The sequence below is a fragment of the Micromonospora solifontis genome (genome assembly GCF_003725545.1).
GTDB lineage: Bacteria > Actinomycetota > Actinomycetes > Mycobacteriales > Micromonosporaceae > Micromonospora > Micromonospora solifontis.
The window spans coordinates 1-12,901 of record NZ_RJLN01000114.1 but is presented as its reverse complement, the minus strand read 5'-3'; the positions used below and the strand labels follow the sequence as shown (position 1 = coordinate 12,901).

Here is a 12,901-nt window from a genome sequence, read left to right as displayed (position 1 = left end):
CGGCCACCCCGCACCGCCCGGCCACGGCCAACCGGCGCTGCCCGGGTACGGCCAACCCGCGCCGCCCGGCCAGGGCCAACCGGCGCTGCCCGGGTACGGCCAACCGGCGCCGGCGGACAACGGCCACCCCCGCTGGCCCAGCCACGGCCAACCCGCGCCGCCCGGCTACGGCCAGCCCGCAGCGCCGGGCTACCCCGGTCCCGGACCGGTCGGGCCGGGGGCCTGGCCCCCGCCGCCGGGCCCCGGCTGGCCGGGACACCCGGTCCCCCCGCCGGCCGGCGAGGAGCCGCGGCGGCGGCTGCACCCGCTGAGCCCGGCGCTGCACGGCGCCAAGTCGCTGGTGGTGGTGATCGCCGGGCTCTCCTGGTCGACGCTGTCCCGGGTCGGCTTCGGCTGGTTCGCCGTGCTGGTCGCGATCTTCGCGCTCGGCGCCACCGTGCTGTCGGTGATCAGCTGGTGGAACACCGGCTACCACCTGGTGGGCCGCGAGCTGCGGGTGCACGAAGGGCTGCTCTGGCGGCGTACCCGGGCGATCCCGCTGGAACGGCTGCAGGCGGTGGAGGTGGTCCGGCCGCTGCTGGCGCAGCTCACCGGCCTGGCCGAGCTGCGGCTCGAGGTGGTCGGTGGGGGCAAGACGGAGGCGCCGCTGGCGTACCTGAGCGTGGCCGAGGCCACCGCGCTGCGGCAGCGACTGCTCGCCGCCGCCGGTCACCCGCAGTCGGCCGCCCCGCCCACCGCCGGCGCGCCGTCCGCGCCGGTGCCGGAAGGGCGCCGGCTGCACGCCGTACGCAACCAGGACCTGCTGGTCAGCCAACTGCTCACCCCGCAGGCCTTCCTGCTCCCGTTCGGCCTGGCGTTCGTGGTCGCCCAGTTCCTCTCCGAGGGCTCCTGGTCGTTCATCGCGGTGGCCAGCACGCTCACCGCGATGGCCGGCGTGCTGCTGCAACCGATCCGCCGGGTGCTCGACGACTGGGACTTCCGGCTCGACCGGGACGACGACCGGCTGCGGGTCCGCAACGGGCTGCTGGAGACCCGGATGCAGACCGTGCCGCTGCACCGGGTGCAGACCGTGGGCGTGACGTGGCCGCTGCTCTGGCGGATGAAAGGCTGGCTGCGCATGCGGCTGGAGGTGGCCGGCTACTCGGCCGCCGAACCGGACGACCGGAACCGCCCGGACCGGCTGCTTCCCGTCGGCGACCGGGCCGCCGGCGCGCTGGTCGTCGCCGAGGTGCTGCCTGGCGTACGGCTGGACGCGCTGCCGACGACCCCACCCCCGCGCCGGGCACGCTGGCTGCGCCCGCTGACCCGGGCGGCGGTCGGCGCCGGCCTCGACGACGAGGTCTTCGTGGCCCGTTCCGGGCTGCTCACCCGGCAGGTGACCCTGGTGCCGTACGCCCGGATCCAGAGCGTCCGGGTGACCCAGGGCCCGGCCCAGCGGCGGCTGCGGCTGGCCACCGTGCACGCGGACACGGCCGGCGGCTCGGGCGCGGCCGCCACCGACCGGGACCTCGCCGAGGCGTGGGCGCTGGCCGCCGAGCTGACCGCCCGCGCGGAGGCGGCCCGCCGCACCGACCGCCCCCACCCCCGCTGACCCGCACCCCACCCGCGCCGACCGCGCCGGGCGGGGCCAGGCACTAATTCATGGAAAGAGTGGTCATCCCACGCGAGATGGCCACTCTTTCCGTGAACAAGGGCGATCTTCGCCGCGCGGCGCGCCGCGCGTCGAACAAGGGCGATCTTGGCCGCGCGGCCGTGGGAGCCGGGCCGGGGCCGGGTGGGAGCGCCTGTTGGTCAGCGCTCGGCCGGCACCGTGGCGGGGTCGACCGGGGTGTCGGGGCGGGTGGAGGCCGGCGTGCCGGTCGCCGGTGCGGCGTCGGCGGGCGAGGCGGCCTCGGTGGGCGAGGCGGCCTCCGCGGGCGTCGTGGCGCGCGAGGCGCGCCGGGCCGCCCACCAGCGCTCGGCCAGCCCGACGACCAGGAAGGTCAGCCCCACGTACGCCCAGCCGACCAGCACGTCGATCAGGTAGTGCTCACCGCTGTAGATCAACGTGAAGGTCATCGCCAGCGGGTACGCGAGCAGCAGCGGCCACCAGCGCCGGCGCACCGAGCCCAGGAAGAACAGCACCACGAACAGGGCGAACGCGGTGTGCAGGGAGGGCATCGCGGCGACCGGGTTGGAGGCGATCTGCCCGGCGTTGAGCAGGTTGCCGGCGCCGTGCATGCCGATCTCCCGCCAGCCCCGGGTGGAGATCCGGGCGACCTCGCTGAGCAGCCCGTTCTGGGCGGCCCACCAGGGCGGCGCGGCCGGGTAGAGGAAGTAGGTGGCCAGGCCGGCGGCGCAGAGGAAACCCCAGCGACGCATGTACGCGGCCCAACGCGTGCGATCCCGCAGCCAGAGCACCGCGGCGGCGGCCAGCGTCGCCACGAAGTGCGAGAAGTAGATCCAGCTCACCAGCACGTCCCACCAGTGCACCTGGTCGGGCCGGTAGAGGTGGTGCTGGAGCCAGACCGTGGGCACCTCACCACCGGTGGCCCAGCCGACCATGAACCGGTCGGCGACGACCAGTTCCATGGCGTGCGGCGTCGCGCCGTTGTCGGCGAACCCCCGGGAGAGGTTGTACGCGGCCAGCAGCAGCACGACCGGGATCCAGTCCCGGGCGAAGCGCAGGTGGCTGCGCCACGGGCGGGCGGAGTTCCAGGCGATGGTGCCCGCCCAGATCCAGACGAAGGCGTACGCCGGGTCGGTGGGCAGGCCGATGGCGAGCCAGGCGGCCACGAAGGCGGCGCCCCAGATCGCCATCGCGACCACCCGACGGCGGCCGCCGTCGGGTGAGCGGGTGGCACCGGTCCGGGCGGGGGGCTGGGGATCTGTCAGGACGGCCATCGCGGTCAAGGTTAACGGCGGGCGACGGATCGACCGACGGCGACCACCCGCAGGCCGGACACCCCGGCCCGGGCTCGTCTAGGCTCGGGGCATGCAGGAGCAGCCGGAGCAGCCCTTCGCACCGGGCCTGTCCGCCCGGGTCGAGCTGACCGTCACCGACGCCGACACCGCGCAGGCCGTGGGCTCCGGCGACGTGCCGGTGCTCGGCACGCCCCGGGTGCTCGCCCTGGCGGAGGCGGCGACCGTGGCGGCCACCGCCACCCGGATGCCGGCCGGGTCGACGACTGTCGGGGTCCGGGTTGAGCTGGACCACCGCGCGGCCACCCCGGTCGGGCGTAGGGTGGTCGCCCAGGCCCGGCTGACCAAGGTCGAGGGCCGGCGGCTGCTGTTCGAGGTGGCCGTCGTCGACGGCGAGGACACGGTGGCCGAGGGGCGGGTCGAGCGGCTGCTGGTCGACCGACAGCGCTTCGTCGAGCGCGCCTCGCGGGCGTCATGACCGCCGGGTTCGTCGAGGTCGCCGACCGCGTCCACGTGCTGCGCGAGCCGCTGCTGCAGGTGAACGTGACGCTGGTCGTCGGGGACGGCGCGGCGCTGCTGGTGGACACCCTCTCCACCGCCGGGCAGGCCCGGGAGCTGGCCGAGGCCGCCCGCGCGGTCACCCCGCACCCGTGGACCGTCGTCAACACCCACCACCACTTCGACCACTGCTTCGGCAACGCCACCCTGGCCGCCGACCCGCCCCGCCCGGTGTACGCCCACGAGCAGGCCGCCGCCGTGCTGCGCGACCACCCGGACGAGCTGCGCCGGGCCGCGTACGAGGAGATGCGGGACGAGCAGCCGGCGCTCGCGGCGGAGCTGGCCCGTGCCGAGCTGCTCGCGCCGACCCACGCCGTGGTCGCCGAGTCCGTGCTGGACATCGGCGGCCGGCGGGTGGTGCTGCGCCATCCCGGGCACGGGCACACCGACGCTGACCTGGTGGTGCACGTGCCGGACGCGGACGTGCTGGTCGCGGGGGATCTGGTGGAGCAGAGCGGCCCGCCGGCGTTCGAGGAGTCGTACCCGTTGCAGTGGCCGGACGCGGTGGCCGACCTGCTCCGGCTCACCACCCCGGGCACGGTGGTGGTGCCCGGCCACGGCGCGACCGTCGACGTGGAGTTCGTCCGGGCCCAGCACGCCCAGCTGGTCCAGCAGGCCTGGCTGATCCGGGCCGGCCACACCGGCAGCGCGCCGCCCGAACGGGTCGCCGCCGAGTCCCCCTTCGGCGCCCGCCCCGGCCTGATCGCCGCCCGCCGCGGCTACGCCGAACTCGACGGCACCGCCTGACCGTCTCCGCCCGCCCCGCCTCGCCCCGCCCGGGCACCGGCTCGAGATCGCGCTGGATCCTGGATGCAGGGGCCTCCACGGTCCGTGGTGACCACTGCTTGCGGGATGTTGTCCGCCCGCGGCCCTCAGCCGCGCGAGGCGGGCGCGAGGTCAGCCGGCGGCGCGGAGATCGGTGAGGAGGCGGTCCAGGGCCGGTACGGCGGTGAGGATCGCGTCGCGGTCGGTGGGCTTGAGCGCGGCCAGGGCCTCGGTGAGGAGGGCGGCGCGGTGCGTCTCGTGGTCGGCCATCCGGGTGTCGGCGGCTTCGGTGATCCGGAGCCGGACCACCCGGCGGTCCGCCGGGTCGCGCTCCCGGTGCAGCAGTCCGGCGTCGGTGAGGTCGCGGACCAGGGTGCTGACCGTGTTCGGGGCGGTGCCGAGCCGCCGGGCCGCCTCCTTGCCGCTGATCCCCGGCTCGGCCCGCACCAGCAACAGCAGCTCCACCTGAGCCTGGGGCAGGGCGACCAGGTTGGCGCGGGCGACGGCGCGGCGGCGCAGCAGCCGGTGCAGCTCCCCCACCAAGGCACCGAGCCGCGCGATGTCGTCCTCGCTCGACACGGGGGTCACCTACTTCACAGCGCAATAGTTCTGGGTACAGAGCTAAGGTTGGCCGGAGCTCATCGACCCCGAGGGGAACCTGCCGTGCACCGTACCGCGCCGACGACCGTGCGCCCGCCCGTCGCCGCGCCGGCCCCGCCCGCCGGTGGCGTGACCCTGCTGGTGCTGCTCGGCACGCTCACCGCGATCGGCCCGCTCTCGCTGGACATGTACCTGCCGGCGTTCCCCGCGATGACCCACGACCTCGGCGCCGACCAGGCTCAGATCCAGCTCTCGCTGACCACCTGCCTGATCGGCCTCGCCCTGGGCCAGCTCGTCACCGGCCCGCTCAGCGACCGCTGGGGGCGGCGCCGCCCGGTGCTGGTCGGGGTCACCGCGTACGCCCTGCTGGCGCTGGTCTGCGCGGTGGCGCCGAACGCCCCCGCGCTGGCCGCGGCCCGCTTCGCGCAGGGCCTGGCGGGGGGCATGGGGGTGGTGGTCGCCCGCGCGGTGGTCCGCGACCTCTACTCGGGCCGGGCCGCGGCGAAGTACTTCTCCCGGCTGACCCTGGTCTTCGGCGTAGCCCCGGTCGCCGCGCCGAGCGTGGGCAGCCTGGTGCTCCGGTTCGGCTCCTGGCGGGCGGTCTTCCTCGCCCTGGCGGTGATCGGGCTGCTGCTCGCCGCCGCGGTCGTCCTCCGCCTGCCGGAGACCCTGCCCGCCGAGCGGCGCAGCACCGGCGGCCTGGCCGCCACCGCCCGGACCATGCGGTCGCTGGCCGCCGACCGGGTCTACCTCGGGTACGCGCTGACCCAGGGCTTCGCGTTCGCCGGGCTCTTCGCGTACATCTCCGGGTCGTCCTTCGTGTTCCAGGACGTCTTCGGGGTGTCCCCGAGCACGTTCAGCCTGATCTTCGGGCTCAACGCGCTCGCCCTGGTGGCGACGGGCCAGGCCAACGCCCGGCTGCTGGACCACTCCGGCCCGCGCCAGCTGCTGGTCACCGCGCTGCTGGTCAACGCGGCCGCCGCGGTCGGCGTGCTGACCGGGGCGCTCGCCGGCGGCCTCGCCCTGGTGGCGGTGGCGCTCTTCCTCTTCGTCGGCTCGCTCGGCATGGTCACGCCGAACAGCACCGCGCTGGCGCTGGACGCGCACCCCCGGCACGCCGGCAAGGCCGCCGCGCTGATGGGCGGCGTCCAGTCGGTCGTCGGCGCGCTCGCCGCACCGCTGGTCGGGCTCGGCGGCGAGGGCAGCGCCGTGCCGATGGCCGTCGTCCTCACCGGCGCCGCCGCCCTCTCCCTCACCGCCGTCCTCACCCTCACCCGCCCCCGCTGACCCACCCCACGATCCGCGCTCATGCACGGAAAGAGTGGTCGCCTCCCGGGAAATGGCCACTCTTTCCGTGCACGAGGGCGCTCGCGCCGCGGCGCGGCGGGGGCGGCGGGGCGGGTCAGGTGGGGAAGCGGGCGGTGACGGCGGCGCGGGTGGGCATGGCGGTGGCGCCGCCGGGGAACTCGCAGACCAGGCCGGCCACCCGGAGGGCGAAGGCGACCCGCTCCTGCCAGCCGGTCGGGTCCACCGGCTCGCCGGCGGTGAGCAGTTCGGCGATGAGCGCGCCCATCACCGAGTCGCCCGCGCCGGTGGCGTCCGCCGCGGCGACCTTCGGGGCCGGGATGCGGACCACGTCCTCGGCGGCGGCGACCAGCGCGCCGTCCGCGCCGAGGGTGACCACCACGGTTCCCGCGCCCAACTCCCGCAGGTACGCGGCGACCCCCTCGACCGGCTCGTCCGGGTAGAGCAGCCGCGCGTCGGCGCTGCTCAGCTTCACCAGATGGGCGCCGGCGGCGAACTCGGCGACCACCTCGCGCAGCCCGGCCAGCGCACCGGGCCCGCCGAGCAGCCGGGGCCGCACGTTCGGGTCGAACACCCGCAGCGCCCCGGCGATCGACCAGGCCCGGCGCGCCGCGGCCAGCACGGGCGGGTCGAGCAGCACGATCGAGCCGCAGTAGAGCACGTCCGCGCCCTCGACCAGGGCCACGTCCAGGTCGTCGGGGCCGAGCAGGGCGTACGAGCGGGGCTCGCCGTAGAAGCGGAAGTCCGGTTCCGGGCCGGCGAAGGTGGCCACGGCCAGGGCTGTCGGGGCCGGTACGGTCACCGCCCCGGCCAGCCCGACGCCGGCGGCGGACAGGAAGGCGCGGATCCGCTCCGCGAGGGCGTCGTCGCCGAGCGACCCGACGAACTGGACGTCGCCGCCGAGCCGGGCGACCGCCACCGCCACGTTCAGCGGTCCGCCGCCGATCGCCTGCCGGTAGACGGGCTGCCCGTCGCACTCGGCGTCGAGCAGGTCGACCAGCGCCTCGCCAAGCACCACCGCGTACCCCATGCTGGCTCCTTCCGTACCGTCGTACCTCCGATCCTGGCGCATGGCGCGGCGCGGCGCGCCGAGACCCCCTCATCGACGGGGGGCTATTGCCATGCGCGCGGCGGACGTGATGGGATTGCGCTTGCCGGAGTGGCGCGGGGGGCTGCCGCGCCGCCGGCCGCCGGGTCGAGCCGACGCGAGGGCACACCGGTCCGTGGCACGGACCGCAGGCGGCGCGCGCCCCCGGACGGCCCCCGGCCGCACTCCGACCGCCGGGCGTGGCGCCGCGATCGTCGCATCCGCTCGTCGCAGCGGGGCGGGCCGAGGCCGCGCCCCGCGAGTCAGGAGAACCCGTGCACCGATCCCGTACGGCCGCGCTGCTCACCGCGGCCGCCACCCTGGCCCTGGGCGCCTTCGCCCTGGCCACGAACTCCGACCCGGCCGCCGCCCACGGCGCGGCGATGACCCCGGGCGCCCGGACCTACCTGTGCTGGAAGGACGGGCTCACCGCGACCGGGGAGATCAAGCCGAACAACCCCGCCTGCGCGGCGGCGGTCGCCGAGAACGGAGCGAACTCCCTCTACAACTGGTTCAGCGTGCTGCGCTCCGACGCGGGCGGCCGGACCGTCGGCTTCATCCCCGACGGCAAGCTGTGCAGCGGCGGCAACCCGAACTTCAGCGGCTACGACGCCGCCCGCAACGACTGGCCCCTCACCCACCTGACGGCCGGCCGGACCATGGAGTTCCGCTACAGCAACTGGGCCCACCACCCGGGCACCTTCTACTTCTACGTCACCAAGGACAGCTGGAGCCCGACCCGGCCGCTGGCCTGGAGCGACCTGGAGGACCAGCCGTTCCTGACGGTGACCAACCCGCCGTCGATCGGCTCGCCCGGCACCAACGACGGGCACTACTACTTCAACGGCACGCTGCCGGCCAACAAGAGCGGCCGGCACATCATCTACTCCCGCTGGGTCCGCTCGGACAGCCAGGAGAACTTCTTCGGCTGCTCCGACGTCACCTTCGACGGCGGCAACGGGGAGGTGACCGGGATCGGCTCCGGCAGCACCCCGCCGCCCACCACGCCGGTACCCACCACGCCGGTCCCGACCACGCCGGCACCCACCACGCCCGCCCCGACCACGCCACCGCCCGGCGGCGACTGCATGGCGGTCTACAAGGTGGTCAGCGCCTGGGGCGGCGGCTTCCAGGGCGAGGTCGAGATCATGAACCACAGCAGCCGGACGTACGCCGGCTGGACGGCCACCTGGACCTGGCCCAGCGGTCAGACGCTGACCCAGGTGTGGAACGGCACGGCGAGCACCAGCGGCACCACGGTGAGCGTCAGCAACGTGTCCTACAACGGCAGCATCCCGCCGGAGGGCACCACCACGTTCGGGTTCCTGGCCAACACGTCGGGCACCAACGCCCTGCCCACGGTCACCTGCACCGGCAGGTGACCGGATAGCGGAACGGGCCCCCGGCGGTGCCGGGGGCCCGTTTCCGCACCGACGTCAGCGGACCATGCTGCCCACGACGGGCTTGGTGAGCAGGGCGGACTGGTTGCGCTGGATACCCGGGTCGAGGGTCTTCGCCACGAAGATGGCGTGCCAGATGCAGAAGATCAGCACGGTCCACACCTTGCGGGAGTGGTCCGCCTCCTCCCGCTTGTGCTCGTCCAGCAGGCGCATCGCGTACGACAGGTCGATCAGGTCGCCCGCGCCCGAGGTGGCCAGCACGTGCCGGGCCCACTCGTACATCTCGCCGCGCAGCCAGACCCGGGTCGGGGTCGGGAAGCCCAGCTTCTTGCGGTTGACGATGGCGGGCGGGACGACGCCCTGCAACGCCTGGCGCATCGCGTACTTGGTGGCCTCGGAGCGGGGCGGCAGCTTGAGGTCGACCGGGATGCCGGCGGCGACGTTGAACACCTCCCGGTCCAGGAACGGCACCCGCACCTCCAGCGAGTGGGCCATGGAGATCCGGTCGGCCTTGACCAGGATGTCGCCGCGCAGCCAGGTGTAAAGGTCGACGTACTGCATCTTGGTGACGTCGTCCAGCTCGGTGGCCTCGGCGTAGATCGGCGCGGTGACGTCGGTGTAGCGCACCGAGGGGTCGTAGCGGCGCAGCAGGTGCTGCTTCTCCTCCTCGGTGAACATCCGGGCGTTGCCGTAGTAGCGCTGCTCGATCGGGGTGGTGCCGCGCTCCAGGAAGCTCTTGCCCTTCACGCCCTGGGGGATGGCCTTGGAGACCGCCCGCAGGCCCTTCTGCACCCCGCCGGGCAGGCCGTTGACCGTGCTCAGCGAGAGCGGCTCCCGGTAGATCGTGTACCCGCCGAAGAACTCGTCCGCGCCCTCGCCGGAGAGCACCACGGTGACGTGCTCGGCCGCCTTCTTGGCCACGAAGTACAGCGGGACCAGCGCCGGGTCGGCCACCGGATCGTCCAGGTGCCAGACGATCTTCGGCAGCGCCTCCATCATGTCCTGCGGCCCGATCTTCGTCGGGATGGTGGTGACGTCGAGGTGCCGGGCCGAGTCCTGGGCCACGTCGATCTCGGAGTACCCGGGCACGTCGTAGCCGACGGTGAAGGTGAGGATGTTCGGGTTGAACTCCCGGGCCAGGGCGACCACCGCGGTGGAGTCGATGCCGCTGGAGAGGAACGAGCCGACCGGCACGTCCGAGCGCATGTGCATCCGGACGCTCTCCCGCAGCGTCTCCCGGATCTCGTGGTAGAGCTTCTGCTCGTCGGCCACCGGGGCCGGGTGGAACACCGGCCGGTACCAGCGGCGCACCTCGATCCGGCCGCCCGGGCTCCAGGTCAGGTACTCCCCCGATCCGATCCGGCTGATCCCCTTGTGCAGGGTGCCGGGCTCCGGCACGTACTGCAGGGTCAGGTAGTGGCTCAGGTTCGCGGTGTCGATCCCGGCGTCGCCCTGGTACGCCGAGTGCGCGAACGGCAGCAGCGCCTTCTTCTCCGAGGCGAGGTAGAGGCCGTCCTGGGTCTGCAGGTAGTGCAGCGGCTTGATGCCGAAGTAGTCCCGCGCGCCGAACGCCCGCCGCTCCTGCCGGTCCCAGATCACGAAGGCGAACATGCCGCGCAGCTTCGTGAGCACCTGCTCGCCCCAGTAGTGGTACCCGGCGACGATCACCTCACCGTCGCCGTTGGTGGCGAACTGGGCGCCGTAGTCCCGGATCAGTTCGTCCCGCAGCTCGATGTAGTTGTAGATCTCACCATTGAAGGTGAGCAGGTAGCGGCCGTTCGCGTAGGGCAGCGGCTCGTGGCTGAGCGCCACGTCGATGATCGCCAGACGCTTGTGGGCGAACACTCCGTCCGCGTACCGGCCGGAGGCGTCACCGACCACCTCGACCCCGGTCTCGTCCGGGCCGCGGTGGTGCAGGCACTCCAGTGCTCCGGCGATGTGGTCGCGGTGGGCGGCGGCGTCGCCGCGCGCGCTGAAGAAGGCCAGGAGTCCGCACATGGTGGTCATCTTTTCACGCGGCACATCCGGGCGGTGCGGCACCGCTGGCTCTGCCCCTCTCCACGCGCCGGACACCACCGTCGCGGTACCGCAGGCTCCTCCCGCTCCCGTGCGCGCGATACCGTCTGGACCAGCGACGAGGCTCAAGGAGGACGGATCATGGCCGAGGAGCGGACGCAGCAGGGCAAGCCGGCGGACGGCACGGAGTCGCACGACCCCGACTTCCCGGAGGCGTTCCTGGCGTTCATGCGGCAGGGCTGGCGGGACACCGAACTGCCGGTCGGCCCCCGCCCGGAGGTGCCGAACCACGCCAAGCGGCGGGCCGCCCTCGCCGCGGCGTTCCCCGGGGAGACGCTGGTCATCCCGACCGGCAACGAGAAGGTACGGGCCAACGACACCGACCACCGGTTCCGGCCGGGCAGCGACTTCGCGTACCTGACCGGCGACCTCGAACCGGACAGCGTGCTGGTGCTGCGCCCGAACGGGGACGCCACGCTGTTCATGCGGCCCCGCTCCTCCCGGAAGACCGACGAGTTCTTCCGCAGCCGGCACGGCGAGCTGTGGGTGGGCCGCCGTCCCACGCTCAAGGAGAAGTCGACCGAGCTGGGACTGCCGACCGCCGACCTGACCGAACTGGACGCGGCGCTGGCCGAGCTGGCGCCGGGGCGTACCCGGGTGTTGCGCGGCTTCGACGCCCGGGTGGACGCGGCGGTGCGGCCGTACGACGGGGCCCGGGCCGACGGGCAGCCCGGCCGGGACCGGGAGCTGGCCATCGCGATCTCCGAGCTGAAGCTGGTCAAGGACGAGTGGGAGATCGCCCAGCTCCAGGAGGCCTGCGACGCGACCGTCCGCGGCTTCGAGGACGTGGCCCGGGCGCTGCCGGCGGACCGGGCGGTCTCCGAGCGGCTGCTGGAGGGGATCTTCGCGCTGCGCGCCCGGCACGACGGCAACGAGGTCGGGTACGGCTCGATCGTCGGCGCCGGCGAGCACGCCACGATCCTGCACTGGGTGCACAACCACGGCGTCACCCGTCCGGGTGAGCTGCTGCTGATGGACATGGGCGTGGAGAACCGCAACCTCTACACCGCCGACGTGACCCGGGTGCTGCCGGTCGACGGCCGGTTCACCCCGCTGCAGCGGCAGGTGTACGACGCGGTCTACGCCGCCCAGCAGGCCGGCATCGAGATGTGCAAGCCGGGGGTGGCGTTCCGCGACGTCCACCTGGCCTCGATGCGGGTGCTCGCCGAGGCGCTCAAGGACCTCGGGCTGCTGCCGGTCAGCGTGGACGAGGCGATGGACCCGACCTCCACGGTCTACCGCCGGTGGACCCTGCACGGCACCAGCCACATGCTCGGCATCGACGTGCACGACTGCGCGAACGCCCGCAAGGAGATGTACCGGGACGGGCCGCTCGGCGAGGGCTACGTGCTCACGGTGGAGCCGGGCCTGTACTTCCAGCCGGAGGACGAGCTGGTCCCCGAGGAGCTGCGCGGCATCGGGGTCCGGATCGAGGACGACATCCTGGTGACCGCCGACGGTCCGGTGAACCTCTCGGCCGGGCTGCCGCGCCGCTCCGACGAGGTGGAGACCTGGCTCGCCGAGCAGCGGGAGGCCGGCCCGCGCCTGCCGGGCTGACCCGGGAGGTACGACCCGCGCGACGGGCCCGCCCGCCGGCGTCTGCGACGTTTGTCGTCGTCCGACGTCGGCGGGCGGGCCCGTCACCGTTTCGCGCTCCGGCCGCCCTGCCGGGCGGTCCACGCCGGCCCGTACCACCCGATCGGATATGGGCGTAATGCGCGATTTTTTCGTATACGTCCGCGTCGCGAGGATCCTTCTCATACGGTGTCGATCAGAGGCTACAACCGGTTTGTAGCTGGTCGCCCCGCCTCGGGTGGTGCGACCCCTTTGGTAGAAACCGAAAGGGCGGAAGGCTCTGATGTCCAACGACGTAACGACTTCCGACGGCGGGGCCCCGATGACCCCGCCGACGAGCAGGCGGCGGGCGCTCTGGGTCGCCACCGGCGTGGCCGGGCTGACCGGCGTCGTCGGTCTGGCGGCGCTCGGTGGCCTCGCCGCTCGCGACAACGACAAGTCCGACGACGCGCAGCGCGTCGCGGAGAACCACGCGGCCGCACCGCAGAACGTCAGCGACGCCGGCAAGGCCGACGACAAGAAGGACGGCGACAAGGGCGACGCCGAGGCGCAGAACGCCGAGGACCAGTACGGCCGGGACGGCAAGGACCGGGACAACGAGGACCGGGACAACGACCGGGACCACGGCAGGGTC

Annotated in this window: 10 protein-coding genes and 1 pseudogene; 7 read left to right on the top strand and 4 right to left on the bottom strand. The window is 74.0% G+C overall.

The window, feature by feature from the left end:
* Nucleotides 1-85: 85 nt before the first annotated feature.
* Nucleotides 86-1,591 (top strand): PH domain-containing protein, encoded by a 1,506-nt coding sequence (locus EFE23_RS25220; protein WP_123243401.1) that lies wholly within the window; start codon nucleotides 86-88, stop codon nucleotides 1,589-1,591.
* A gap of 200 nt (nucleotides 1,592-1,791) precedes the next feature.
* Here the strand turns inward: EFE23_RS25220 and EFE23_RS25215 are convergent, their stop codons facing one another.
* A complete protein-coding gene (locus EFE23_RS25215) occupies nucleotides 1,792-2,883 on the bottom strand; it encodes a phosphatase PAP2 family protein (RefSeq protein WP_123243399.1) in 1,092 nt (363 codons plus the stop codon).
* A gap of 91 nt (nucleotides 2,884-2,974) precedes the next feature.
* Here EFE23_RS25215 and EFE23_RS25210 point away from each other — a divergent pair, with 91 nt between their 5' ends.
* On the top strand, nucleotides 2,975-3,379 hold the full coding sequence (locus EFE23_RS25210) for a thioesterase family protein (protein WP_123243398.1): 405 nt from the start codon (nucleotides 2,975-2,977) through the stop codon (nucleotides 3,377-3,379).
* The gene (locus tag EFE23_RS25205) at nucleotides 3,376-4,206 is read left to right on the top strand and encodes an MBL fold metallo-hydrolase (protein WP_123243397.1); all 831 of its coding nucleotides are present in this window, start codon (nucleotides 3,376-3,378) and stop codon (nucleotides 4,204-4,206) included. The genes EFE23_RS25210 and EFE23_RS25205 overlap by 4 nt, the downstream gene beginning before the upstream one ends.
* Nucleotides 4,207-4,356: 150 nt before the next feature.
* Here EFE23_RS25205 and EFE23_RS25200 read toward each other — a convergent pair whose 3' ends face one another.
* Complete coding sequence (locus EFE23_RS25200; RefSeq protein WP_373684040.1) at nucleotides 4,357-4,812, bottom strand: MarR family winged helix-turn-helix transcriptional regulator; 456 nt, start codon at nucleotides 4,810-4,812, stop codon at nucleotides 4,357-4,359.
* A gap of 75 nt (nucleotides 4,813-4,887) precedes the next feature.
* Here EFE23_RS25200 and EFE23_RS25195 point away from each other — a divergent pair, with 75 nt between their 5' ends.
* Nucleotides 4,888-6,111 (top strand): multidrug effflux MFS transporter, encoded by a 1,224-nt coding sequence (locus tag EFE23_RS25195; protein WP_123243395.1) that lies wholly within the window; start codon nucleotides 4,888-4,890, stop codon nucleotides 6,109-6,111.
* Between the two features lie 115 nt (nucleotides 6,112-6,226).
* On the opposite strand, the gene EFE23_RS25190 is transcribed toward EFE23_RS25195, so the two are convergent.
* Nucleotides 6,227-7,159, bottom strand: coding sequence for a PfkB family carbohydrate kinase (locus EFE23_RS25190; RefSeq protein ID WP_123243394.1), 933 nt, complete (start codon nucleotides 7,157-7,159; stop codon nucleotides 6,227-6,229).
* 332 nt (nucleotides 7,160-7,491) lie between these two features.
* On the opposite strand from EFE23_RS25190, the gene EFE23_RS25185 reads away from it, so the two are divergent.
* Complete coding sequence (locus tag EFE23_RS25185; protein ID WP_123243393.1) at nucleotides 7,492-8,598, top strand: lytic polysaccharide monooxygenase auxiliary activity family 9 protein; 1,107 nt, start codon at nucleotides 7,492-7,494, stop codon at nucleotides 8,596-8,598.
* A gap of 54 nt (nucleotides 8,599-8,652) precedes the next feature.
* Here the strand turns inward: EFE23_RS25185 and asnB are convergent, their stop codons facing one another.
* Entirely contained in the window at nucleotides 8,653-10,614 is a 1,962-nt protein-coding gene (gene asnB, locus EFE23_RS25180) for an asparagine synthase (glutamine-hydrolyzing) (protein ID WP_123243400.1), read from the bottom strand.
* Nucleotides 10,615-10,773: 159 nt separating this feature from the next.
* Between asnB and EFE23_RS25175 the strand changes: the two genes are divergently transcribed.
* Both EFE23_RS25175 and EFE23_RS25170 read left to right on the top strand, forming a co-directional pair.
* Nucleotides 10,774-12,249 carry an aminopeptidase P family protein gene (locus tag EFE23_RS25175; protein WP_123243392.1) on the top strand — a complete coding sequence of 492 codons (1,476 nt, stop codon included), beginning with the start codon at nucleotides 10,774-10,776 and terminating at the stop codon, nucleotides 12,247-12,249.
* Between the two features lie 301 nt (nucleotides 12,250-12,550).
* A pseudogene (locus tag EFE23_RS25170) lies at nucleotides 12,551-12,901 on the top strand (hypothetical protein); the annotation flags it as partial.

What these genes read in the sequence shown, in the direction of transcription:
- EFE23_RS25215 (WP_123243399.1), bottom strand. Translation starts at nt 2,883, where the DNA reads ATGGCCGTCCTGACAGATCCCCAGCCCCCCGCCCGGACCGGTGCCACC.
- EFE23_RS25190 (WP_123243394.1), bottom strand. Translation starts at nt 7,159, where the DNA reads ATGGGGTACGCGGTGGTGCTTGGCGAGGCGCTGGTCGACCTGCTCGAC.
- asnB (WP_123243400.1), bottom strand. Translation starts at nt 10,614, where the DNA reads ATGTGCGGACTCCTGGCCTTCTTCAGCGCGCGCGGCGACGCCGCCGCC.
- EFE23_RS25205 (WP_123243397.1), top strand. Translation starts at nt 3,376, where the DNA reads ATGACCGCCGGGTTCGTCGAGGTCGCCGACCGCGTCCACGTGCTGCGC.
- EFE23_RS25210 (WP_123243398.1), top strand. Translation starts at nt 2,975, where the DNA reads ATGCAGGAGCAGCCGGAGCAGCCCTTCGCACCGGGCCTGTCCGCCCGG.
- EFE23_RS25175 (WP_123243392.1), top strand. Translation starts at nt 10,774, where the DNA reads ATGGCCGAGGAGCGGACGCAGCAGGGCAAGCCGGCGGACGGCACGGAG.